This is a genomic window from Acinetobacter sp. ANC_7553, from assembly GCF_056779895.1.
The window spans coordinates 125,437-151,110 of the sequence record NZ_JBWYIV010000009.1 but is presented as its reverse complement, the minus strand read 5'-3'; the positions used below and the strand labels follow the sequence as shown (position 1 = coordinate 151,110).

Sequence of the window (25,674 nt, the reverse complement as noted above, 5' to 3'; positions counted from 1 at the left end):
TTGATAATTAATACCAACCTTTTAGAGTGTTTTAGTTTTTCATTGCAATAATGATAGCTATAACGATAGGAACAACAATCGTTGAAAAACCTAAAACTATAGACAATATACCTAAAACTAAATCAGGATTAACACTATTCATTATTGACAAGCCTCACAATCAGGGTTGTCAATTGAACATGCCATTGGCACTGGCGCTGCTTGTTCGAAGCCTTCTTCTGACGCTGCTGCTTCAGGTTTAGCTTCTTGAGCAACTGCTGCTACTGGTGCTGCAACTGTCGCAGGTTTAACTGCGTTTAATGCACCTGTGTTAATCGTAGATTTCTCAGCAGATGTCGCACCTAATGCACGAAGGTAATAAGTCGTCTTAAGACCACGTAACCATGCCATCTTATACGTGATGTCCAATTTCTTACCGTTTGCACCAGAGATGTAAAGGTTAAGAGATTGTGCTTGGTCGATCCATTTTTGACGACGTGATGCAGCATCAACAATCCAGCGTGCTTCAACTTCAAATGCTGTCGCGAAAATTGCTTTTAACTCTTCAGGAATACGCGCAATTTTTTGTACTGAACCTTCGAAATGTTTCAGGTCATTGACCATCACAGAATCCCAAAGACCACGTTCTTTTAATGCACGAACGAGGTAAGGGTTGATGACAGTGAACTCACCAGACAAGTTCGATTTCACATATAAGTTTTGGAATGTTGGCTCAATAGATTGAGATACACCACAAATATTTGAAATGGTTGCAGTTGGTGCAATTGCCATCACGTTCGAGTTACGCATACCATCTTTTTGGACTTTGGCACGTAACGTGTCCCAATCCAAACGTTGTGTGCGATCGACTTCAAACATACGTTCTGGGCGAGATTTCGCAACGAGCTCAAGAGAGTCAATTGGTAAAATACCTTGATCCCACAATGAACCTTTAAATGTTTCATACGTACCACGTTCAACCGCCAAATCGCTTGAAGTTTGAATCGCGTAGTAAGAAATCACTTCCATAGACTCATCTGCAAACTCAACCGCTGCATCAGAACCGTAAGCGATCTTCATTTCGTATAGTGCATCTTGGAAGCCCATGATACCCATACCCACTGGACGGTGTTTCAAGTTTGAATTACGCGCTTGTGGTACTGCATAGTAGTTAATGTCGATGACGTTATCGAGCATACGAACTGCAGTTTTAATCGTGCGAGCAAGTTTCTCACGGTCTAATTGACCACCTTGAACGTGTTGAACAAGGTTGATTGAACCCAAGTTACATACCGCAATTTCATCCTTGCTTGTGTTCAACGTAATTTCAGTACACAAGTTAGAAGAGTGCACCACACCTACGTGTTGTTGCGGTGAACGTAAGTTACATACGTCTTTGAATGTGATCCACGGGTGACCTGTTTCAAATAACATTGATAACATTTTGCGCCATAAGTCTTTCGCACGGACTTTCTTATGCAGCATGTCTGTTTCTTTCGCAATGCTTTCGTAGTAAGCATAACGTTCTGCGAATTCAGCACCCGTTAAATCGTGAAGATCTGGTGTTTCAGACGGGGTGAAGAGTGTCCATTCAGCATCTTCAAATACACGTTGCATGAACAAATCTGGAACCCAGTTTGCAGTGTTCATATCGTGTGTACGACGGCGGTCATCACCCGTGTTTTTACGAAGCTCTAGGAATTCTTCGATATCCAAGTGCCAAGTCTCGAGATAAGCACATACCGCACCTTTACGCTTACCACCTTGGTTAACTGCAACTGCTGTATCGTTCGCTACTTTAAGGAATGGAACAACACCTTGCGATTTACCGTTAGTACCTTTGATGTATGAGTTCAAGGCACGAACTGGTGTCCAGTCATTACCTAAACCGCCTGCCCATTTAGACAACATTGCGTTATCACGCATAGCGCCATAAATATCGAACAAGTCGTCATCAATCGTTGTTAAATAACAGCTTGATAATTGAGGACGTAATGTACCTGAGTTAAATAGGGTTGGCGTAGATGCCATGTAATCGAAGCTAGAAAGTAAGTTATAGAATTCGATTGCACGATCTTCACGGTTGTCTTCATTGAGCGACAAGCCCATAGAAACACGCATGAAGAATAATTGTGGTAATTCGAAGCGTACGCCATCAGAGTGGATGAAGTAACGGTCAAATAATGTTTGAAGACCTAAATATGTAAATTGATTAGAGCGTTCTGGTTTAATCGCAGCCGCTAATTTTACAAGATCAAAATTTAATAATTCTGGAGAAAGCAGCTCTAGCTCAACACCTTTTTTCAAGAAGGTTTCAAGCGCATCATTTTCAAGCGTGTCTTTAGATAGACCAAGAAACTCAAGACCTGTTGCAACTAAGTTGTCACGCAACAAACGTGCAGTGACATACGTATAGTTTGGTTCTTGTTCAATACGTGTACGTGTCGCCATCATCATCGTTGTAGAGATGTCTGATGCTTTAACACCGTTGTATAGGTTTTTTACAGTTTCATCGATGATTGCTTGAACATCAATGCCTTCTAAGCCTTCGCTAGCTTTTTCAATCTTCGCTTGTAAACGACTCAAATCTAATGGTTGGAGCTGACCATTTTGACCTGTGATCTGAAGAGTAGGGTGATGATGAGCACCTAACTCTTTACGCGCTTCAGCACGTTGTTCACGATAGATCACGTATGCACGCGCTACTTTTTGTTCACCTGTGCGCATTAAAGCTAATTCAACTTGATCTTGAATTTCTTCAATATGAATCGTGCCACCAGAAGGTAAACGACGCTTAAATGTATTCATCACCATCTCAGTCAGCTGAGTAATACGATCATGAATTCTGCTCGAATCTGCACTTGGTTGACCTTCAACAGCCAAAAATGCTTTACCAATTGCTACAGAGATTTTATCTGCATCAAAAGTGGCAACATCACCAGTGCGTTTAATCACTTGAAGTTGACCAGGGGTTGTATTAGCGCTCATTTCAGCGTCGCTCCATTCTCATCATTTTTATGCTTATGGACCATTTGAATCGGATACAAACTCAAAAAATGAGCTATCGCGATATTTGAGGGTAAACACAAGACTTAGTGGTTTAATGTAAATTAAGACACAAGATACGGTAAATTTCAGGGTAGATCAATATTGACATTTTGATAATTTTTTTTCTGAGTTTAACACTCAAATTTCCCTAACTTTTTCCATGTTCCGCCATTTTTGTTATGTAGTCAGCGTCACAGGGTGCTAAGCATAACAGAGACTTTTTAGAGTGCTTATAGATAAGTTTGTGGATAACTCTGAAAGTGCATATTGCTTCTCGAAAATAATTTTTTTGAAATATTTTGTTTAAAATATCATCAAATTGATTTGTGTTTGAAAGTTTAAAGTTGATTGAAAATATTGATCGACTTGGCAAAACTATCTATTTATCAATAGTTAATAAAAAGATAACAAAAGACTACGCTCGTGTATCAGTTTCGTGAACAGGCTCTTGTTTACAATGTAAACGTGTGTATATTGCAAAACATATCGATGTAAATCTGTGAAGTTTAATCAGCAGATATCGTAACAATATAGGGGCATTCTATGAGCCAAGAAGAAAAGTTACCAAAGATTTTGATCGTTGAAGATGACGAGCGTCTTGCGCGTTTAACGCAAGAGTATTTAATTCGTAATGGATTAGAAGTTGGGGTAGAACCAGACGGTAATCGTGCAATCCGTCGTATTATCGCAGAGCAACCGGATATGGTGGTGCTGGATGTTATGCTTCCTGGTGCTGATGGTCTCACTGTATGTCGTGAGGTTCGTCCACATTATCATCAACCGATTTTAATGTTGACTGCTCGTACTGAAGACATGGATCAAGTATTGGGTCTTGAAATGGGTGCAGACGATTATGTTGCGAAACCAGTTCAGCCACGCGTTCTATTAGCGCGTATTCGTGCTTTGCTTCGTCGTACAGACAAAACACCAGAGGATGAAGTTGCTCAACGTATCGAATTTGATGATTTAGTGATTGATAATGGTGGTCGTTCTGTAACCTTAAACGGTGAGCTTGTAGATTTCACAAGTGCAGAATATGACTTATTATGGTTGTTGGCATCTAATGCTGGTCGTATCCTTTCACGTGAAGACATTTTTGAGCGTCTACGTGGTATTGAATATGATGGTCAAGACCGCTCAATTGATGTTCGTATTTCTCGTATCCGTCCAAAAATTGGTGATGATCCTGAGAATCCTAAACGTATTAAAACAGTGCGTAGTAAAGGATATTTATTCGTTAAAGAAACCAACGGGATGTAATCACATCCCCGCGGTAATGCCCTCACTCCTCAGAAGGTCATACCTTAGTGTCTAAACACAGTATATTCCTGCGCATCTACGCAGGTCTCGTCATTTTGGTGGTGCTGGTTGCCATATTTGGTTATTTGCTTGTGCAAATCATCAACTATCAACGCGCGCAGGAATACCGTGAGTCATTGACTGATGGGATTTCGTACGTCATCAGTGAGGGTGTTTCAAGACAACAAACCATGCAACAAAGAATGGATTGGATATCAGATGCATCTGATTTGCTCGAACTTCCAATCTATTATCTAGAATCTGATAAAGTCGAACTTTCACGCACCGAAAAATACCGTTTAGAAAAGCGCAAAGCAGTGGTGCGGTATGACGCCAAAGAAAGTATTGCTTATGTCATTATTGGTTTAATAGATGACCCTGAGCATTTACTTTATGTGAAAGTGGATAATATCGGTGAGCGTCAAATGAAGGCCTTGCCAATCTTTGTATGGGAATACTTGGTTTATTATCCAGGGCAGGAAAGGGAATATCTTGCAAAAATTAAGCAACACTTTTCTTATGATTTAAGCATTCAAAATCTGTCTGATCTCAATTTAGATTCCGAGCAAATTGGTCGTTTACGTGCGGATCAAGGGGTTATCCTGTATCAGGATAGCGCTAGCATTCGTGGTACTACGATTTCTGTCATTTCTCCAATGACGAATTCGTCTGGTGATGTCTTGGTGATGGGACCAGTGCCAATGTTCAATTGGATGCCATTCCAATTGGCGGCAGGGATTACTTTGCTGAGTATGTTTATTTTGTCGCTTGGTGTGTATGGTCTGATTGTCCCAATGCAACGCAAGTTGAAGCAAGTTAACTCAGCCTTAAATGTTATGCAAAAAGGGGATATGTCCGTTCGCGTTCCTGTCGAAGGATATGATGAGTTAGCACATTTGGCAGCCAGCTATAACAGTATGTCAGATCATATACAGCGTTTGATCGAAGCTCAGCGAGAGTTAATGAGAGCTGTATCACATGAGCTGCGAACGCCAGTCGCACGTATTCGCTTTGGTATGGAAATGTTGGTTGATGAAGAGGATTATGAGTATCGTCAGCAACAAGTAGAAATGATTGATAAAGACATTGAGGCTTTAAACACGCTCATTGATGAAATTATGACCTATGCTAAACTTGAGCAAGGCATGCCCTCTATTGATTTTAAGGAAATTCGACTATACGAAGTGCTTGAGCAAGTCGCTATTGAAACTAAAGCATTAAAAACCAATAAAAATATTCAATTACACTTGCCATCACAAGCTTTGGTGGTGGATGCGGAACGCCGTTATTTGCATCGTGTAGTACAAAACTTAGTCGGAAATGCGATCCGATACTGCGATGATACAGTGCTGATCACTGGTGGAATTGATGCTCAGGGAATGGCGTATATTTCAGTTGAAGATGATGGTCCGGGGATTCCAGAAGAGGATCGTAAGCGAGTGTTTGAAGCTTTTGCTCGCTTGGATGATAGTCGTACACGTGCTTCAGGTGGATATGGTTTAGGCTTGTCTATTGTAAGTCGAATCGCTTATTGGTTTGGCGGTACGATTCAAGTAGATCAAAGTCCTAAAATGGGTGGTGCACGATTCACCATGCAGTGGCCAGCCAAAAGATTTAAAAAGAAGAAGATTGTTCAAACCAGTCAAACGTCAGAGTAAAGCGAGAATTAAAAAAAAGCGCGATTAAGCGCTTTTCTTATAATTTTTATTGCCTTTTATTGATAATTATTGGCATTGGGTTCAATAATGCGTTTTCCTTCCTTAAGTGCATTTAAGGCATCGGCATTGAAATCGATCAGTAAACTGTTATTGGTTGCATCAACATGATAATTGCTTATCAGTTTTTGATCGCCGTGAATGGTCTCAACTGTATATTCATCTGCGATGTTGAGAATAGCATCAAGATTAGTGGTTGTAGAGGCGAGGTCTTGGCGGAAAATTTGATAAATATCGCGTAAATCAAAAATAGCATTCGTTGCATCAGGATGTTTTTTGATATAGCTGTCTAAATGATGGACGATCAACTGAGCAAATAAAAAATAGTTAGGTTTGTGTGTGAATTCTAGACTCATAGATCTTCTCCTTATTATTTAATTGAGCATATAACGAAAATCAGCACGATTTGTATAAAGTTAATTAAAACATTGTAAGCAATTAAAATTTAAAACTTTTAAAATAGAATAAATCAAAAATAATTGAGCCATATTGGTGCAAAAAAAGCTGACCTAACACGAATGGTAAAACTAAAAAAGTGATAGTGTCTGGATTGACGCCTCTTGAATTTTTTGAATGATTATTCGGAAAAAATAATCAGTTGTATCACCTTAATAACTTTCTACGATTAAATAAGGTTTTATTGACTTTAATCACCATGAAATCTGGAAAAAGGGCAAAATTCATCCTAAAGACTTAGAGGGATTGGCTAGCAACAGAAATCATAAATCAGGTACAATTGGCGGGATTAATTTTGTGTTTGGTGTATTTGAAGGCCAATACATACATTCTTTGTTAATAAATAGGCCTGCCAGGAGTTATCCCCGCATGAGTGCCATTACTCCATACGATTGGGCAATAATTGCCTTCGTGATCGGCGTTACATTTTTATGCGTCTTTATGCTCACTGTCCCGCTACTCCTAGGGGGTAAATCGTGGGGACGTGCTAAGCAAGAGCAGTTCGAGTCAGGCGTAGTTAGTGCTGGTGGAGCACGAATTCGTCTATCTGCAAAATTCTATTTGGTTGCAATCTTCTTCGTTGTGTTTGACTTAGAAGCGCTCTATCTCTATGCATGGGCTGCGTCAGTTCGTGAAGTGGGTTGGATCGGTTTTGCAGCAGCAGCTGTATTTATTTTAGTTTTACTCGTTGGCTTGATTTATGAGTTGTCTACTGGTGCATTAAATTGGGCGCCATCTGATAAGCGTAAAGCAGCAGGGATTAAACCTAAAATTGGTTCGCCAAATATGGATCTCGCAGAAATTACTCGCTTCAACTCAATTGAGGAGTTGGTGGTTGACCCTACAGGTCAAATTCCAGCGCAATCATCTGGTCGTGTAAAAGCTTCGCCAACGACTACATCATCTGATAAGGAGTAATACGGGATGAAATATACATTAACCCGTGCGAATCCGGATGCTGATCAGTATCCACTTCAAGAGCGTATCGTTGTAGAAGATCCGCTTCTACAAGAAGAAGTGAATAAGAATGTGTTCATGACTCGTTTAGAGGATTTGGCGCATACAGCAGTAAACTGGGGTCGTAAAAACTCAGTTTGGCCGTTCAACTTTGGTACATCTTGCTGCTACGTAGAGTATGCAACGACTTTAACAGGCGTGCATGACTTGTCACGTTTTGGTGCCGAAGTAATTCGTGCTTCACCACGTCAAGCGGACTTGATGATTGTTGCGGGTACATGCTTCGTCAAGATGGCACCTGTAATTCAACGCCTTTATGAGCAAATGTTAGAACCTAAATGGGTGATCTCAATGGGTGCATGCGCAAACTCTGGCGGTATGTATGACATTTACTCGGTTGTACAAGGTGTCGATAAAATCATTCCAGTGGATGTGTATATTCCAGGTTGCCCACCGCGTCCTGAAGCATTAATCCAAGCGTTGATGTTATTGCAAGACCAAATTCAATTAGAGCGTCGTCCGCTTTCTGCGGTGATCGGTGATGATCTTAAGCCAGTTTATAAGCCAAAGATGCAGCCTGAACGTGACCGTAAGAATGCTGAACGTATTGCAGTAAAACACTTACGCTCTATGGATGAAATTAAATAATCTTAACGGCAAATAATATTGATGCACCCGCTTGGGTGTAATTGTCGTTTTGGTTGAATGAATTTGTATTAAATAGGAAGCCAAGCCAATGGCTGAAACTGACATTGCTATGCCAGAATCAACTCCAGTTGATTCACGCCCAGCATTTGCAATTGTAGAAGAGCTCAAAACCAAGTTTGGTGAGAATTTCTACGTGCAAACGACTTTTGAAGACTTTCCAACAGTCTGGGTTGAGCGCTCACGTGTACAAGACGTATTAATGTTCTTGCGTACAGTGTCACGTCCTTACGTGATGTTGTTTGACTTGTCAGCGGTAGATGAGCGTTTACGTACTCACCGCGATGGGTTACCTGCGTCTGACTTCACTGTGTTCTATCACTTGTTGTCACTAGAGCGTAATACGGATATTCGTATTAAAGTTGCGTTGAATGAGTCTGATCTCAATATTCCAACAGCAACCAACATTTGGCCAAATGCCAACTGGTACGAACGTGAAGCTTACGATATGTTCGGCATTAACTTCGAAGGGCATCCAATGCTCCGTCGTATTTTATTGCCAACGTATTGGGAAGGTCATCCGTTGCGTAAAGAATATTCTGCACGTGCGACTGAATACACACCTTATCGTCAGAACCAAGCGAAACAAGATTTCGAACAAGAGCATTTACGTTTTGTACCTGAAGATTGGGGTCTAAAACGCGGTAATGCTGATGAAGACTTCATGTTCTTGAACTTGGGTCCTAACCATCCATCTGCGCATGGTGCATTCCGTGTGATCTTGCAGTTAGATGGCGAAGAAGTGAAAGACTGTGTGCCTGATATCGGTTATCACCACCGTGGTGTGGAAAAGATGGCTGAACGTCAAACTTGGCATTCATTCATTCCGTATACTGACCGTGTTGACTACTTAGGTGGTTGTGCGCAAAACATGCCTTATGTGATGGGTGTGGAGCAGATGGCAGGGATCACTGTGCCAGAACGTGCGCAATGTATTCGTGTCATGATGTCGGAACTATTCCGTATTAATAACCACTTGCTTTATATCGGTACAGCGATTCAGGATGCCGGCGGTATGACCCCAGTATTCTATATGTTCGCCGATCGTCAAAAGATCTATGACGCGATTGAAGCAATCACGGGTTACCGTATGCACCCAGCATGGTTCCGTATCGGTGGTACTGCACACGATCTTCCAAACAACTGGCAACATTTGATCCGTGAAATTTTGGATTGGATGCCTAAACGTTTGAAGGAATATCATACTGCAGCACTTAAAAACTCGGTATTTGAAGGTCGTACCCGTAATGTTGCGCAATACGATGCAAAATCTGCATTGGCATGGGGTGTAACAGGTACAGGTTTACGTGCAACAGGTATTGATTTTGACGTACGTAAATATCGTCCATATAGCGGTTATGAAAATTACGACTTCGAAGTGCCTGTAGAATACGAGGGCGATGCATATGCGCGTGTGATCGTTCACTACCGTGAAATCGAACAATCTTTAAAAATCATCAAACAGTGCTTGGATAACATGCCATCTGGTCCTTATAAAGCGGATCACCCATTGGCTGTTCCACCACCGAAAGATAAGACACTACAAGACATTGAAACTTTGATTACGCACTTCTTAAGCGTGTCATGGGGTCCTGTCATGCCAGCAGGTGAAGCATCTGTTATGGCGGAAGTGGTAAAAGGTGCATCGAACTACTACTTGACTTCAGACAAGTCAACGATGAGTTACCGTACCCGTATTCGTACACCAACCTTCACGCACTTACAGCAAATTCCTTCTGTAATTAACGGCAGTCTTGTATCTGACTTAATCATTTATTTAGCGACGATTGATGTCGTAATGGCTGACGTGGATCGCTAAGGGGTACGCATTATGATGATTTTGACTGATAAAAAGCCACGTGTGAATGTCGAAGGGATTTTAACTGCGGAAGAAATCCACGAAATCGAGCATCACATTGGTCATTACCCATACCCACGTGCGGCATGTTTAGATGCGCTTAAATGCGTTCAACGTCGTAATGGTTGGGTGGATGATGCGCAAATGAATGCGATTGCGCAGATGTTGTCAATGAGCCTTGCTGATTTGGAAGGTGTGGCAACATTCTATAACCGTATTTACCGCCAGCCAGTAGGTCGCAACGTAATTTTGCTTTGTGATTCTATTGCTTGCTTCTTGATGGGGGCAGAAACTTTAGCAGAAGCATTCCAACGCGAACTCGGGATTTCATTTGGTCAAACGACTGCTGATGGTCGTTTTACTTTGCTCCCGATTTGCTGTTTAGGAAACTGTGATAAGGGTCCAACCTTGATGATTAATGAAGATACTCACGGTCTAGTAGAAGTTTCTTCAGTGAAACAGTTATTGGAGAAGTATGTATGAATACTGAACCAAAACCGATTTATGGCGACGGTAACCCAGAAACTCACCCATTAACATGGCGTTTGAGCAAGCAAGAATTTGTTCATAGTGTAGAAGACTATGAATCTCTTGAAGGGTATGAGGGTTTCAAGAAAGCACTCACAATGCCGCCTAAAGATGTATTGGAAATCATTAAAGCAGCGACTGTGAAAGGTCGTGGTGGTGCTGGTTTCCCTGCAGGGATTAAATGGTCGCTCATGGCGCCAAATGACAATTCAGGTCCTCGTTACTTGATTTGTAATGCCGATGAGATGGAACCAGGTACATTCAAAGACCGTTTGTTGATGGAAAAGCTTCCTCATCAATTGATCGAAGGGATGTTAATTGCAGGTTATACACTTGAAGCAACCCATGGTTATATTTTTATCCGTGGTGAATACATCGAAGCTGCGAAGTATTTGAACCAAGCTTTAGAGCAAATTCGTGCCAAAGGTTACTTGGGTGAAAACATCCTTGGTTCTGGCTGGAACTTTGAACTACATGTGCACACTGGTGCGGGTCGTTATATCTGTGGTGAAGAAACTGCATTGATCAACTCGCTTGAAGGTCGCCGTGCAAATCCACGTACAAAACCACCATTCCCACAAGTTGCAGGTGCTTGGGGTCGTCCTACGATTGTGAACAACGTAGAGACCTACAATAACTTACCTGCAATTATGCTGCGTGGTCCTGAGTGGTATATCAATTTATCTGCAGGTAAGTCGAAAGATCCAGGCACTAAAATTTATGGTGCATCAGGTAAAGTGAAATTCCCTGGTCTTTGGGAGCTTCCATTCGGTACAACTGCACGTGAAGTGATTGAAGAACATGCGGGTGGTATGCGTGATGGCTTAAAGCTTAAAGCATGGTTACCAGGTGGTGCATCAACTGACTTTTTAGCAGCTGAACACATCGATCTTCCAATGGATGCGGAAAGCATCATGAAAGCAGGTTCGCGTTTAGGTACGTGTTTGCTCATGGTGGTTGATGAAACTCAATGTATGGTTTCAGCAACACGTAACTTAGAAGAATTCTTTGCGCGTGAATCATGTGGTTTCTGTACACCATGTCGTGATGGTTTACCTTGGGCGGTGAAAGCGCTTAAAGCACTTGAAGATGGTACAGGCAAGAAAGAAGACATCGATCATTTGCAAGAGCTTACACGTAAGCTTTGGATTGGTAAGACTTTCTGTGCTCACGCTCCTGGTGCTATGGAACCACTCATGGGTGCACTCAAATATTTCCGTGGCGAATTTGAAGCGAAAGTGGTGAATGCCGCTGCTCAAGTTAGCAACGTAGAACAAGCTTAAGGAATTCGACTATGGCTACAATTCATGTCGATGGCAAATCGTATGAAGTCAATGGCTCAGAGAACTTGCTTCAAGCATGCTTGTCTTTGGGTATTGATATCCCGTACTTTTGTTGGCATCCATCCTTAGGTTCTGTCGGCTCTTGCCGTCAATGTGCTGTAACTCAATACGCGAATCCAGAAGATACTCGCGGTCGTTTAGTTATGTCATGTATGACACCTGCAGCTGACAATACCTACATCTCGATTGAAGACAAAGAAGCAAAAGATTTCCGTGCATCTATTGTTGAATTCTTGATGACGAACCACCCACATGACTGTCCAGTCTGTGAGGAAGGTGGTCACTGTCACCTTCAAGATATGACGGTGATGACACAACATGACCGTCGTCGTTACCGTTTCACGAAACGTACACATTACAACCAAGAACTTGGTTCGTTCATTGCACACGAGATGAACCGTTGTATCGCATGTTACCGTTGTGTTCGTTACTATAAAGACTACGCAGGTGGTACAGACTTCGGTGTGTATGCAAACGCTTCACGTGTTTATTTTGGTCGTCCAGAATCAGGTACTTTAGAGTCTGAGTTCTCGGGTAACTTAACTGAAGTATGTCCGACGGGCGTATTCACAGACAAAACACACTCTGCACGTTATAACCGTAAATGGGACATGCAGTATGCGCCAAGCGTCTGCCAAGGCTGTTCTTCAGGTTGTAACATCTCTCCGGGTGAGCGTTATGGTGAATTACGCCGTGTAGAAAACCGTTTTAACGGTGAAGTCAACCAATACTTCCTGTGCGATAAAGGCCGTTTCGGTACGGGTTATGTGAACCGTGAAGACCGTCCACGTCAACCGCAATTCCGTTCAGGTAGCAATGTAGAGACTGTTTCAGTTGATACAGCGTTAGACACCGTGATTGAGAAAATCCAAGGCAAAAAAGTATTGGGTATTGGTTCTCCACGCGCATCTCTTGAGTCTAACTTTGCGCTTCGTGAATTGGTTGGACAAGCAAACTATTCAACAGGTATGTCTCAAAAAGAGCAAAACTTGGTTGAACTTGCTGCATCAATTATGCAAACCGAGGGTGTATATAACCCAGGTATGCGTGAAATTGAAAGTTACGATGCTGTCTTAATTCTCGGTGAAGATTTAACTCAAACTGCACCACGTATGGCATTGTCTGTACGTCAAGCTGCGAAAAACAAAGCCAAAGAAATGGCTGCAGAACGCCGTACACAAGAATGGTTGGCTGAGCCAGTACAACGTATTGCTCAAGACGAAAAATCACCAATTTATATCTTGGCTGCGACTCAAACACGTTTATCTGACGTAGCTACTGGTGAAGTCGTTGCTTCTCCAAATGATATCGCACGTTTAGGTTTTGCTGTTGCTGCGGCGGTGAAAGGTGAAAGTATTACCGGTTTAGAAGAAGATGCAAAAGCATTTGCTCAAACCATTGCTGACACTTTAAAAGCTGCAAAAAAACCATTGATTATCTCTGGTACAAGCTTGCAAGAAGCTGCAATTATGGAAGCTGCTGCACAAGTTGCACAGAATCTGGGTAATGCGGGTCTAACTTTGACTGTTCCTGAAGTGAACTCAATGGGCTTAGCAATCTTTGGCGGTAACAGCCTTGAGCAAGCATTTGCACAAGACTATGACACTGTCGTGATTGTAGAAAACGACCTTTATCGTCGTTTACCTGCAGTGCAAGTAGATGCTGCTTTGTCTGGTAAAGACGTGATCGTGCTTGACCATTCAGAAACTGAAACGGTGAAAAGAGCGAATATCGTTCTTTCTGCAGCGAGCTTTGCTGAAGGTGACGGTACTGTGGTATCTCAAGAAGGCCGTGCACAACGTTTCTATCAAGTATATGACCCAAGTTACTACAAACCAGAACTTGCGATCAAAGAATCTTGGCGTTGGTTACATGCCATTGAAACTGGCGTGAAAGGCAAAGCAATTTCTTGGACTGTGCTTGATGATGTCATCGAATCAGTTGCCAAGAATGTACCTGCGCTTGAAGCGATTCAAGATGTAGCACCAGATGCAGGATTCCGTGTCCATGGTCTTAAAGTGGCACGTGAACCACGTCGTTACTCTGGTCGTACTTCACTTCGTGCGCCGTTATCTGTCCATGAGCCTAAACAACCAACTGATCAAGACTCTGCATTAACATTCTCTATGGAAGGTTATGTCGGGAACCAAACGCCGTCAGCGTTAGTTCCATTTGCATGGTCAGCAGGTTGGAACTCGCCACAAGCTTGGAATAAGTTCCAAGAATCAGTGGGCGGTTCTTTAAAAGGTGGTGATTCAGGTATTCGTTTATTTGATCGCCTTGCGAAATTACCAGCACGCACATACGTTGCACCAGCACCAGTTCTTGTAAATGCTGAGAGTTTCCGCCTTGTTCCAATGCATCATATTTTTGGATCTGGTGAATTCACAGTGAAAACACCTGCAATGGAGTCTCGTATTCCAGAAGCGGTATTTGCAGTGGGTGAGCAAGATGCAGCGCGCTTGAATGTGAAAGATGGCCAAAACATTACTGTGAAAGCAGGTGAGGCTTCGATCGTTCTTCCTGTTCAAGTCATTGAATATTTACCTACAGGTTATATTGGTTACCCAATTGGTCTCGCGCCAACGGTATCGTTAGCTGAGCCTGTATCAGTCGCGGTAGGAGCATAATTCATGGAACAAGAATTAATCCGTCAAACGCCGCTTTGGGCTGAGAACTGGCCAATTGCCTACTCTGTAGTTCAAGCGATTGTGATCTTGCTCGTTGTAGTTTTGATTGCTGCGTTGATGTCTTTCATTGAGCGTCGTTTACTTGGCTTGTGGCAAGACCGTTACGGTCCAAACCGTGTAGGTCCTGGGGGGATGTTCCAGATTGTTGCCGACATGCTGAAAATCATGTTCAAAGAAGACTGGACACCAAAGTTTGCAGATAAATTGACTTTCCGTTTAGCTCCAGCAGTTGCGATGGCAACTGCGGTGCTATCGTTCATGGTTATCCCTGTATCACCTTATTTAGGTGTTGCAGACATGAGTATCGGTCTATTGTTCTTTATGGCAATGGCGGGTATTGCAGTGTATGCAGTTTTATTTGGTGGTTGGTCATCAAATAACAAATATGCATTACTCGGTGGTCTTCGTTCAGCAGCGCAAACGATTTCTTATGAAGTCTTCTTAGGTATTTCTTTGATGGGTGTGGTTGCGATTGCAGGCTCATTCAACATGCGTGAAATCGTAGAAGCTCAAAAAGATGTATGGTTTGTTATTCCACAGTTCTTAGGTTTCCTCATCTTCGTGGTCGCAGGTGTTGCGGTAACGCATCGTCATCCATTTGACCAACCAGAAGCGGAACAAGAATTGGCGGAAGGTTACCATGTCGAATATGGTGGTATGAAGTGGGGGATGTTCTTCGTTGCGGAATACGTCAACGTTGTCCTGATCTCAGCTTTGATCGTAACCTTATTTTTCGGTGGTTGGTTAGCACCATTTGGTCTAGATTTCCTACCTCCAGCATTTTGGTTCATGATGAAAACAGCATTCTTTGTGATGATGTTTGTCTTGGCACGTGGTTCATTAATGCGTCCACGTTATGACCAAGTGATGAACTTTGGTTGGAAGATTTGTTTGCCTTTAGCGTTGGTCAACTTGTTGGTGACTGGTGCTGTGATTCTGATGAATCAGGCCTAGGACAGCAGGGAGAACATTATGTATAAAATTCTAGCTGGGTTTGGGTCAATTGTACGTTCGTTGTGGATGGTATTTAGCCACGCAACACGTAAACGTGACACTATTTTATACCCTGAAGTTAAAGCTGAAGAAATCGTTCCACCACGATTCCGTGGCCGTATCGTATTGACACGTGACCCAGATGGTGAAGAGCGTTGTGTAGCTTGTAACTTGTGTGCTGTAGCTTGCCCTGTTGGCTGTATTTCATTACAGAAAGCTGAAAAAGAAGATGGTCGTTGGTATCCGGAATTTTTCCGTATCAACTTCTCTCGTTGTATTTTCTGTGGTATGTGTGAAGAAGCATGTCCTACAACTGCTATTCAGATGACACCTGATTTCGAACTCAGTGAATACGTTCGTCAAGACTTAGTTTATGAGAAAGAAAACTTGCTCATTTCTGGTCCTGGTAAATATCCAGACTATAACTTCTACCGTGTAACGGGTATGGCTGTAGCTGGTAAAGACAAAGGTCAGGCTCAGCGTGAAAGCGCACCTGTCGATGTACGGAGCTTATTACCATGATGTGGCCATTTTATTTGATGGCACTTGTGGCCATCGTTTCTACGGTTCGTGTTGTGACTAATGCGAATCCAGTACACGCACTTTTAAGCTTAATCGTTTCGTTACTTGCAGTTGCTGGTATGTTCATGATCGTTGGTGCACCATTTGCAGGTGCGCTTGAGATTATTGTTTACGCTGGTGCCATTATGGTTCTTTTCGTCTTCGTTGTGATGATGTTGAACCTTGGTTCTCAAACTGTTGAACAAGAACGTAAATGGTTAACATCTGATGCTTGGGCTTACCCTGCATTGATGAGCTTTTTAATGGGTCTGGTTTTAGTTTGGACAATGACTTCAGAGCACAGCATTTCTGGTCCTTTAATGGGTACAGAAGTTGTAGGCCCTAAAGAAGTTGGTCAAGCACTCTTTACACAATATTTATTATTGGTTGAAGTTGCCGCAATGTTATTGCTTGCTGCGTTAGTCGCTGCATTCCACTTAGGCAAACGTGAACCAAGTGCAGAAGAGGAAAAAGAATAATGGGTAATATCCCTTTAGAGCATGGTTTGATTGTTGCAACCATTCTTTTTGCACTCGGTTTCTACGGTGTAATGGTGCGACGCAACCTTCTATTTATGTTAATGAGCCTTGAGATCATGATGAATGCAGCTGCGCTTGCATTTGTCCTCGCTGGTAGTGCATGGGTGCAACCAGATGGTCAGATCATGTTTATCTTGATCTTAACGCTTGCTGCGGCAGAAGCGTGTATCGGGCTTGCGATCGTCCTTCAGTTCTATCATCGCTTCCATCATTTGGATGTAGATGCTGCTAGTGAGATGCGCGGATGAGTTTATTAGCATTAACCATATTATTTCCGCTCATTGGTTTTATCCTTTTAGCGGCAGGGCGTAATAAGCTTCCTGAAATTGTAGCTGCCATTATTGGTGTGGGTTCAGTTGGTCTTTCTGCACTATGTGCATTATTGGCTGGTATGAATTTCATCAACAGCGGTGAAACATCTCAAGTGACTCACCTTTGGACTTGGTTCAGTGTGGGTGGTTTTGAACCAGGCATTAGCTTGCACTTAGATGGTTTATCTTTACTTATGCTTGGCATGATTACGGGTGTGGGTTTCTTAATTCATATCTTTGCATCATGGTATATGCGTGGTGAAGAAGACTTTGCACGTTTCTTCTCCTATTTCAACCTATTCGTTGCAAGCATGTTATTGCTTGTGTTGGGTGACAACCTTGCGTTGTTATTCTTAGGTTGGGAAGGTGTTGGCTTGTGCTCATACTTGCTGATTGGTTATTACTACCAAAATCCAGCAAATGGTGCTGCTGCAATTAAAGCATTCACCGTGACACGTATAGGTGACGTTTTTTTACTCATCGCATTGTTCTTAATTTTCCAACAATTTGGAACATTGAATATTGCTGAAATCGTTGCTGCTGCGCCTGTGGTAATGACACAAAGCTCATCGTTAACCATTTGGACTGCATTAATGTTGTTCTTGGGTGCTGCAGGTAAATCTGCGCAAATCCCATTACAAACATGGTTAGCAGACGCGATGGCGGGTCCTACACCAGTATCTGCATTAATCCATGCTGCAACAATGGTAACAGCAGGTGTTTACCTATGCTGCCGTATGTTCTCTGTATTTGAAATGGCACCAGAAGTCATGGTGTTTATCTCAATCACAGGAGCGGTGACATTATTAGTTGCAGGTTTTGCTGCACTGGTTCAAACAGACATCAAACGTATTCTTGCTTACTCAACCATGAGTCAGTTGGGTTATATGTTTATGGCTGTAGGTGCTGAAGCATACCAAGCTGGTCTATTCCACATGTTGACACACGCATTCTTCAAAGCGTTGTTGTTCTTGTCATCAGGTGCGGTGATTCTTGCATACCATCACGAACAAAACATTTTCAAAATGGGTGGTTTGTTCAAGCGTAATAAATTCTTATTTGCTTGTTTCGCGATCGGTGGCGGTGCCTTAGCAGCGATTCCATTCTTAACGATTGGTTTCTTCTCAAAAGATGCAATCTTGGCGGCTGTGTGGACACAAAGCCATATCGCAGGCTTACCTGTATTCAATACATTGTATTGGGTCGGTGTTGCTGGTGCATTCTTAACATCAATCTATACTTTCCGTTTAATTTGGATTGTGTTCTTTGGCGAAGAGAAAACGCCATATCACGAAATCAAAGGTGCAACTTACTGGGCTCCTTTAGCGATTCTTGCTGTCCTTTCTACAGGTTTGGCAATCGTACTTAAAGCGCCAGTCATGAGTATTCTTGATGCAGCACAAATCCCTGCATTTGTTATTCCTGAAGCGCTAGAAGCTGGTGCGCATGGTGCAGAATATGTCGCTATTGCAATCGCACTTGCTGGTTTAGCGGTTGGTGTTGTCTTATTTGCTTTTGCTTATAAAGCAGTTCAAGGTTTTGCTCGCACTTCATTGGGTGCTGGACTTGCAAATATCTGTCGTAATGCGCTTGGTTTCGATGCGTTATATGACCTCGTGTTTGTAAAACCTTACTTATTTATTGCAAAAATGATTGGTCGTGACCCGATTGATGGCGTATGGCTTGTATTGCCAGCGATTGTTAAAGGTGGTCATAGCTTCACTAGTTCACGTCAAACAGGTTCTTTGCGTGAGTACGCATCGAGCATGGCGTTCGGTATCGTGGTGATTATCATGATTCTGATCGTGACTCAGATCGTGGGGAAATAAGATGGAAAACATCAATAACTGGTATTTACCCGCGCTGATCCTCATTCCGTTCATTGCTGGTTTTATTTGTTGGGTCGTTGATAAATTAGATCAACACCTACCACGTTATATCGCACTTGTGGGTATGCTCATTACTTTGGGCATGACCGTTGCTTTATGGCAATCAGGTACCTACAGCTACCAAATTGGTGAAACTGTACCGACTTGGTCTGCAGAGTTCTATGTACCTTGGATTCAAACCCTTGGCATTAACATCCACTTAGCGGTGGATGGTCTTTCACTTCTAATGGTCGGTTTAACTGCTTTACTAGGTGTATTGGCGGTTGGCTGCTCTTGGGGTGAAATTCAGAAGAACGTTGGTTTCTTCCACTTAAACCTTTTATGGTCTTTAGGTGGCGTGATCGGTGTATTCTTGGCTGTTGATTTGTTCTTGTTCTTCTTCTTCTGGGAGATGATGCTCGTTCCAATCTACTTCTTGATTGCACTCTGGGGCCACAAAGGTGCTTCTGGTAAATCTCGTGTTTACGCTGCGACTAAATTCTTTATTTACACGCAGGTGGCTGGTCTGATCATGTTGATTGGTATCTTAGGTCTTGTGATCTACGGTTTCATGATGACAGATACAATCAGCTTCAGTTATAACCATTTACTCGCTGTTGCGAATACATTGGATGCTAACCCACAAACGTCATCAATTGCCTTTGCATTTATGATTTGTTTGTTTATTGGTTTTGCAGTCAAACTTCCTGTTTTCCCATTGCATGGTTGGTTACCAGACGCGCACGCACAAGCACCTACAGCAGGTTCTGTAGACCTTGCGGGTATCTTAATTAAGACAGCGGCTTACGGTTTACTTCGTTTCGTCATTCCATTCTTCCCAGTTGCTTCAGCGCAGTTTGCTGATGTAGCAATCATTTTCGGTTTAATCGGTATCTTCTACGGTGCTTGGTGTGCTTTCCAGCAAACCGATATGAAACGTTTGTTGGCGTATACGTCGATTTCACACATGGGCTTTGTTTTACTTGCAATCTACGCAGGTAACATCCTGACCTTCCAAGGTCTGATGGTCATGATGTTGGCTCACGGTTTATCGTCAGCAGCATTATTCATTATGTGTGGTCAAGTGTATGAGCGTCTTCACACACGTGATTTACGCTTGATGGGTGGTATTCGTGGTCAATTCCAGTATTTACCATTCTTCTTGATGTTCTTTATTGCTGCGCTTGTAGGTATCCCTGGCTTAGGTAACTTCATTGGTGAGTTCCTCATCTTGATGGGTGCATTTGCTCAATTCCCTACATTCACGATTATTGCTGCGATCAGCTTAGTATTTGCGGGTCTATATGGTTTAATCCTGATTCATAAAGCGTTATTTGGTGTGCCAAACGAAGAGCAAAAACAACACTATGCGAACCCATTAAAAGATCTTAATGCGCGTGAGCTTGGTATTTTGTTAATTTGTGCGTTCGGTCTGTTATGGCTTGGTTTGTATCCACAAAGCTTCCTTGATATTTCAGAATCAAGTTTGGCTTGGATTGCGAATAGCTACATTCCAGTACAAGAAGTAGTTGAAGTGGTTGAACAAGCCACAACTCAACTCGAAAATGTGGAGATGCAATAAGTCATGAACTTCACACTATCATTTTCTGAGCTAATGCCATTAGCTCCTGTGATGATTGTTGCTTTAACAGCAATCATCGTAATGATTTTGACTGCAATCAAACGTAATCATAATTTGATTGCGACAGTATCTGTTATCGGTCTTAACCTTGCATTGTTGAATATTCTATTCACGTTGTTTACAGGTTCTCAGATCTCACCAAATGTCATGAACCTATTTATGGTTGATGCTTTTGGTCTGTTCTATCAAGTGATTATTTTGATTGCTGCATTGGCTTGTTGCACACTGTCACATGCATATATCGAAACCTATAAAGATAATCGTGAAGAACTTTATCTATTAATGTTGATCTCTGTTTCAGGGGCAATGTTAATGGTAACAAGTTCACACTTTGCATCATTCTTCATTAGCTTAGAGTTAATGTCGATTCCAGTGTACGGTCTGATTGCTTATACCTACCAACGCGGTAAGTCACTCGAAGCGGGTATTAAATATCTTGTACTTTCAGCAACTGCTTCTGCAATGTTGTTGATGGGTATGGCTTATGTTTACTCAGTTCTAGGTTCATTATCATTTGCGGGTCAAGTGGATGATATGTTCTGGGCGTTAACTAAGTCTCAAGATCCTCAATTGATGATGGCGCTGCAATCTTATATTCCTCAATTTGGTGAGAAACTTACCACTGTATTTGGAATCTTAGGTCTTGGTTTAATCATCGCAGCTGTTGCATTTAAATTGTCTTTAGCGCCATTCCATAAATGGACGCCAGATGTGTATGCAGGTGCTCCAGCACCAATTGCAACATTCCTTGCTACTGTAGCTAAAGTTGCAATGATTGGTTTATTCGTACGTTACTTACTGTCTTCAGGTGTAATTGGTATCGAATCGATCAAAACGATTTTGATCGTCATTGCAGTGTTATCAATCTTGATTGGTAACATGCTTGCAGTGAAACAAGTGAACTTAAAACGTATTTTGGCATACTCGTCAATTGCGCATTTTGGTTACTTATTCCTTGCTGTTGTTACGACATCTTTCTTAAGCTTAACGTCAGTAAGTTTATATGTATTAACGTATGTATTAACGACGATTGGTGCGTTTGGTGCTGTAGCGTTGATGTCTAGCCCATACAACAACAATGACGAAGCAGAATCACTTGCAGACTACCGTGGTCTATTCTGGCGTCGTCCAGTATTGACGGCAACACTGACTGTGATGATGCTATCTCTTGCAGGTATTCCGTTAACTGCAGGCTTCATCGGTAAATTCATGCTGATCATGACAGTTGTGTCTGAAGCACATTGGTTCTTCGCTGCGATGATCATTGTGGGTTCTGGTATTGGTCTATACTATTACCTACGTGTCATGATCGTCATGTATATGACGCCACCAGACACACCACGTATTGATGCTGATAAACATTGGGGTCAAAAAGTGGGTGGTATTATGGTATTGCTTGCTGCGCTTGCAGTGCTTGTAATCGGTGTATATCCAGATCCAGTCATTGCGATGGCAAATCAAGCACAATTGATCGCGCCATTACATATCGTTCTTCAATAGTTGATCGATTAATCTAAAAAAACTATTGTTGTTAACAAAAAAAGCCCTCATTCATTGAGGGCTTTTCTTATTTCTTATATTAAAAACATTTATAATAGACAGAATTTACATTTATACTTCAGGTGTTCTCCCGTGCCAATCCAAGAAATTCGTCATCCGCTCATTCGTCATAAATTAGGTTTATTACGCCGTGCAGATATCAGCACGAAGAACTTCCGTGAGTTAGCGCAAGAAGTCACAATGTTACTGACTTACGAAGCAACCAAAGATTTACCTGTTGTAGATCACGAAATTAATGGCTGGAATGGCCCGGTGACAACACAGCGTATTGCAGGTAAAAAAATTACTGTTGTACCAATTTTACGTGCTGGCATTGGTATGCTTGATGGTTTCTTAAATCTTATTCCAAGTGCAAAAGTTTCTGTTCTTGGTTTAGAGCGTGATGAGGAAACATTAGAAGCACGTACATACTATAAGAAATTGGTACCTGACGTACAAAACCGTATAGCGATGATTATTGATCCAATGCTTGCGACTGGTTCATCATTGGTTGCTGCTATTGATGTCCTTAAAGCGAGTGGTTGTAAAGATATCCGAGTGATGGTTTTGGTTGCAGCACCAGAAGGCATTAAACGTGTGGAAGAAGCACACCCTGATGTTGTCATTTTTACCGCAGCTGTAGACAACGGTTTAAACGAGAATGGTTATATCGTTCCGGGTCTTGGAGATGCTGGCGATAAAATTTTTGGTTCTGTACAAAAAGATTAAAATTTGATTAAATTATAGAGGAGGCTAAGGCCTCCTTTTTTATTAAGATTTTGATTCATCGATAAATTTAAAAAACTAATTACTAAGAATCAATCTTTTTTATGCTGGGGAAATAACATGTTTTACAGGGGTGTTTTACATTCGTACGACCCTGCATTGAAAGCAGGAATTATCAAAATCAATGATCATGATTTTGATGTACATTTCGTATTGAATGACATGGCAAATTCCAGTATCACGCCTCAAATTGGTGAGCGTGTGAAATGTATCGTGGTCGATAAAGACGACCAACGTCATGCAAAATTTATCGTGCGGTTAGACAATAAACATGCACGGGTCGAGCAACCCTTGAATCAACTTTTTTATCGTGCGCACGAAGATTTAGAAGGTAAGTCTCAGAAGTTTGAACAAGAGCTAGATGAGCTGATCGAAAAGCGCCTTGCAGATCAGGGAAATACGCTGGACTCACCAAAACAAATCCAAGATTTTGAACTAAATTTCAATACGTTGAGCAAAGAATCAATCGTGCTAGATGGTTCTAGCTCGGAACATCTTGCAGATCAAGTTTCAGATCCAGCAACTAAAATTTCCTTAGGTGAACCTCTTGAGGAAGAGCAAATTAAAGAAATGCTCGAATCAAAGCCAAGTCGCCGTGTGCCAGTCTTAGATGAGTCAGCTGTCGTACCACTCACGAAAGTTCAACCTTTGAATGAGAGTGCGCCTGAAGAGAACGTAGATGATCATTTACCCGAGCCAACCCATGCAAAAGGGCGCCCACCAAAAGTTGTACGTAAAGAAGTCCCTGATGTCAAAACGCATTTTCAATTAAAGTTTAATGCGCAAAAATTCATCACGAGTTCGCGTGTTGATGAATTCGGAACTGATAAAAAATCCAAGAAAAAAGCCAAGAAGATAAAAGATCCAAACAAGCAATTTAATCCATGGATATTTGCAAGTATTGTCCCTATTTTAGTGTTCATTAATCTGGGTGTTTGGGGATTTCAAAAATATGAGCAATACAGAGAAGAGCAAGATGCAAAAGCAAAAATTTATGCGGTAGAACAAGAACATATTATCAAAGAACAAAAGAAAGAAGCTGAGAAATAAAAAAAGCTCCTATGAGGAGCTTTTTTTTATTAAGCATTACAGAATTTCATAAAGGCTTTTAAACCAGGTCCTTGATATTTTTGACGGTGTACTAACATAAATAAAGGACGTGTGAGTTGCCAGAACGGCGTTTCTAAAATCACCAGTTGCTGTTTTTCTCTTAATGGTTCAATGGCTAATTTTGAAATACATGACATGCCTAAACCACCAGCAACAATTTTCAAAATAGCTTCATTATGACCCAAAGTTAAACGAATATTGGCATTCGGTAAGTCTTGCAGGATTGCGTTGTCAAAGACTTCACGAGTCCCTGAACCTTCTTCACGTAAAATCCATTCAGCCTGTTTAAAGTCTTCAATGGTCAGAGGGCGGTCTAATTTCGCCAAGGGATGATCTGGTGAGCAACACACAGCAAGCTCATCATCACGCCAGTGGATCGATTGTAATTGAGGTAAGTGACATGAACCTTCGATAAGTGCTAAATCAAGTTGGAACTGATTAACAGCTTCAATCATTTGACGCGTATTGCCCACTTGAAGTTGCAAATGTGCTTGTGGTTGTAATTGAAGAAAATCAGCCATTAAATCAGGCATCAAATAATCGCTAATGGTCAAAGTCGCCCCAATACGGAGATCAATACTTTGAAGCTCGCCTTTTGCCGCTTGTTCAAATGATTCACATCGACCTAAAATTTCAAGCGCCTGTGGAAGTAAAAAACGACCCAAGTCATTCAGTTGTAATCGTTTTCCTAAGCGATCAAATAATGGTGCACCGAGACCATCTTCAAGATCTGCTAACGCCATACTTGCAGCACTTTGTGTGAGTCGTACAGCATCACTTGCTTTAGTTACCGTACCCTCTTGAGCGACAGCTACGAAAACAGCCAGTTGGCGTAATGTCATGCGCATGAATGAAGCCTTAATGTGAAAAAATATTAATAAATTATATTGTCATGCTACCATGAGCGCAGTCTGTCATGCCACGTAGAAATTATGTCAATTGAAAAATTTAGCGTAGAAAAAGTCCTTTCTGTACATCGTTGGACCAACACTTTATTTAGCTTTACCATGACGCGTCCCGCACATTTTAAATTTACCGCAGGGCAGTTCGCGCGTATTGGTTTGAAAGTTGGCGATGATTTAGTGGTACGTGCGTATTCTGTCGTTTCATCGCCTTTTGATGAAACCTTAGAATTCTTTTCAATTGTTGTACCAGATGGTGCTTTTACATCAAATTTACAACATCTCAAAGTCGGCGATGAACTTTATTTGGAAAAGATTCCTTATGGATTTTTGACTTTAGCACGTTACCAATTACCTATGCCAAATGACCTGTGGTTATTGGCGACAGGCACGGGGCTCGCACCATTTATTTCTATGTTGCAAGACTTTGAAGTATGGCAAAAATATAAAAATATTCATTTGGTTTACAGTGTGAGGACAGCAAGCGAATTGGCTTACGTAGACCGAATTCAGGAAGTCGCGGATACCTTTGGTGAAGGTCATACAGGATTTAAATTTGTGCCAATTATTACACGTGATCCAAATGCGCCATTGCATGATCGATTGCCAGTATTAATCGAAAATAGAGCGTTAGAGAAAACCGTAGGTGTCGATTTTAATCCGCAAACGTCACATATCATGCTGTGTGGGAATCCCCAAATGGTTGAAGATACAAAAGAGGCTCTGAAAGCACGTGGCCTGACCATGAATCGTCGTGGTGAAGGAAATATTGCGGTAGAGAACTATTGGTAAGTCCAAATCATCCTATCCTACGAGGAGAGGGAATTGAGGCACAAAAAAACCTC

21 protein-coding genes are annotated in these 25,674 nt (G+C 41.8%); 18 read left to right on the top strand and 3 right to left on the bottom strand.

Translation table 11 applies throughout. The features are described from left to right. Nucleotides 1–141 precede the first annotated feature (141 nt). Nucleotides 142–2,967: a ribonucleoside-diphosphate reductase subunit alpha gene (locus tag AC1M9I_RS09025; protein WP_481589064.1), complete on the bottom strand. Its 2,826-nt coding sequence runs from the start codon at nt 2,965–2,967 to the stop codon at nt 142–144. 603 nt (nt 2,968–3,570) lie between these two features. Here AC1M9I_RS09025 and bfmR point away from each other — a divergent pair. Next, on the top strand, nt 3,571–4,287 hold the full coding sequence (bfmR, locus tag AC1M9I_RS09020; protein WP_035267251.1) for a response regulator transcription factor BfmR: 717 nt from the start codon (nt 3,571–3,573) through the stop codon (nt 4,285–4,287). A 47-nt stretch (nt 4,288–4,334) separates the two neighbouring features. Beyond that, nucleotides 4,335–5,984, top strand: a complete 1,650-nt coding sequence (bfmS, locus tag AC1M9I_RS09015; RefSeq protein ID WP_035267252.1) for a sensor histidine kinase BfmS — start codon at nt 4,335–4,337, stop codon at nt 5,982–5,984. A 56-nt stretch (nt 5,985–6,040) separates the two neighbouring features. Here the strand turns inward: bfmS and AC1M9I_RS09010 are convergent, their stop codons facing one another. After that, nucleotides 6,041–6,397 carry a hypothetical protein gene (locus AC1M9I_RS09010; RefSeq protein WP_035267254.1) on the bottom strand — a complete coding sequence of 119 codons (357 nt, stop codon included), beginning with the start codon at nt 6,395–6,397 and terminating at the stop codon, nt 6,041–6,043. A gap of 469 nt (nt 6,398–6,866) precedes the next feature. Between AC1M9I_RS09010 and ndhC the strand changes: the two genes are divergently transcribed. The 15 genes from ndhC (at nt 6,867) to AC1M9I_RS08935 (ending at nt 23,867) form a co-directional block, all read left to right on the top strand. Beyond that, the gene (ndhC, locus tag AC1M9I_RS09005; RefSeq protein WP_035267255.1) at nt 6,867–7,415 is read left to right on the top strand and encodes an NADH-quinone oxidoreductase subunit A; all 549 of its coding nucleotides are present in this window, start codon (nt 6,867–6,869) and stop codon (nt 7,413–7,415) included. Between the two features lie 6 nt (nt 7,416–7,421). Beyond that, nucleotides 7,422–8,102, top strand: a complete 681-nt coding sequence (locus tag AC1M9I_RS09000) for a NuoB/complex I 20 kDa subunit family protein (RefSeq protein ID WP_035267257.1) — start codon at nt 7,422–7,424, stop codon at nt 8,100–8,102. Nucleotides 8,103–8,190: 88 nt separating this feature from the next. Further along, on the top strand, nt 8,191–9,978 hold the full coding sequence (nuoC, locus tag AC1M9I_RS08995; RefSeq protein WP_035267259.1) for an NADH-quinone oxidoreductase subunit C/D: 1,788 nt from the start codon (nt 8,191–8,193) through the stop codon (nt 9,976–9,978). A 12-nt stretch (nt 9,979–9,990) separates the two neighbouring features. Beyond that, complete coding sequence (gene nuoE / locus AC1M9I_RS08990) at nt 9,991–10,500, top strand: NADH-quinone oxidoreductase subunit NuoE (RefSeq protein ID WP_035267260.1); 510 nt, start codon at nt 9,991–9,993, stop codon at nt 10,498–10,500. Continuing rightward, nucleotides 10,497–11,828, top strand: coding sequence for an NADH-quinone oxidoreductase subunit NuoF (nuoF, locus tag AC1M9I_RS08985; RefSeq protein WP_035267262.1), 1,332 nt, complete (start codon nt 10,497–10,499; stop codon nt 11,826–11,828). Before nuoE ends, nuoF begins: the two co-directional genes overlap by 4 nt. An 11-nt stretch (nt 11,829–11,839) precedes the next feature. After that, nucleotides 11,840–14,518 carry an NADH-quinone oxidoreductase subunit NuoG gene (gene nuoG, locus AC1M9I_RS08980; protein WP_035267264.1) on the top strand — a complete coding sequence of 893 codons (2,679 nt, stop codon included), beginning with the start codon at nt 11,840–11,842 and terminating at the stop codon, nt 14,516–14,518. Between the two features lie 3 nt (nt 14,519–14,521). Further along, entirely contained in the window at nt 14,522–15,532 is a 1,011-nt protein-coding gene (gene nuoH / locus AC1M9I_RS08975; protein ID WP_481610945.1) for an NADH-quinone oxidoreductase subunit NuoH, read from the top strand. A gap of 18 nt (nt 15,533–15,550) precedes the next feature. Further along, on the top strand, nt 15,551–16,093 hold the full coding sequence (gene nuoI / locus AC1M9I_RS08970) for an NADH-quinone oxidoreductase subunit NuoI (protein ID WP_035267267.1): 543 nt from the start codon (nt 15,551–15,553) through the stop codon (nt 16,091–16,093). Then, entirely contained in the window at nt 16,093–16,611 is a 519-nt protein-coding gene (nuoJ, locus tag AC1M9I_RS08965; RefSeq protein WP_171076777.1) for an NADH-quinone oxidoreductase subunit J, read from the top strand. The genes nuoI and nuoJ overlap by 1 nt, the downstream gene beginning before the upstream one ends. Further along, nucleotides 16,611–16,919, top strand: a complete 309-nt coding sequence (gene nuoK, locus AC1M9I_RS08960) for an NADH-quinone oxidoreductase subunit NuoK (protein WP_004695395.1) — start codon at nt 16,611–16,613, stop codon at nt 16,917–16,919. Before nuoJ ends, nuoK begins: the two co-directional genes overlap by 1 nt. Continuing rightward, nucleotides 16,916–18,811: an NADH-quinone oxidoreductase subunit L gene (gene nuoL, locus AC1M9I_RS08955; RefSeq protein WP_092766949.1), complete on the top strand. Its 1,896-nt coding sequence runs from the start codon at nt 16,916–16,918 to the stop codon at nt 18,809–18,811. Before nuoK ends, nuoL begins: the two co-directional genes overlap by 4 nt. Before the next feature lies 1 nt (nt 18,812). Then, the gene (gene nuoM, locus AC1M9I_RS08950; RefSeq protein WP_092766950.1) at nt 18,813–20,432 is read left to right on the top strand and encodes an NADH-quinone oxidoreductase subunit M; all 1,620 of its coding nucleotides are present in this window, start codon (nt 18,813–18,815) and stop codon (nt 20,430–20,432) included. Between the two features lie 3 nt (nt 20,433–20,435). Next, nucleotides 20,436–21,992 carry an NADH-quinone oxidoreductase subunit NuoN gene (gene nuoN, locus AC1M9I_RS08945; RefSeq protein WP_481589068.1) on the top strand — a complete coding sequence of 519 codons (1,557 nt, stop codon included), beginning with the start codon at nt 20,436–20,438 and terminating at the stop codon, nt 21,990–21,992. A 132-nt stretch (nt 21,993–22,124) separates the two neighbouring features. After that, the gene (gene upp / locus AC1M9I_RS08940) at nt 22,125–22,760 is read left to right on the top strand and encodes a uracil phosphoribosyltransferase (RefSeq protein ID WP_035267277.1); all 636 of its coding nucleotides are present in this window, start codon (nt 22,125–22,127) and stop codon (nt 22,758–22,760) included. A gap of 117 nt (nt 22,761–22,877) precedes the next feature. Next, entirely contained in the window at nt 22,878–23,867 is a 990-nt protein-coding gene (locus tag AC1M9I_RS08935) for a hypothetical protein (RefSeq protein WP_481610944.1), read from the top strand. Between the two features lie 29 nt (nt 23,868–23,896). Here the strand turns inward: AC1M9I_RS08935 and gigC are convergent, their stop codons facing one another. After that, nucleotides 23,897–24,775, bottom strand: coding sequence for a LysR family transcriptional regulator GigC (gigC, locus tag AC1M9I_RS08930; protein ID WP_481593632.1), 879 nt, complete (start codon nt 24,773–24,775; stop codon nt 23,897–23,899). A gap of 84 nt (nt 24,776–24,859) precedes the next feature. Here gigC and AC1M9I_RS08925 point away from each other — a divergent pair, with 84 nt between their 5' ends. Beyond that, the gene (locus tag AC1M9I_RS08925; protein ID WP_035267285.1) at nt 24,860–25,621 is read left to right on the top strand and encodes a ferredoxin--NADP reductase; all 762 of its coding nucleotides are present in this window, start codon (nt 24,860–24,862) and stop codon (nt 25,619–25,621) included. Nucleotides 25,622–25,674: the final 53 nt, after the last annotated feature.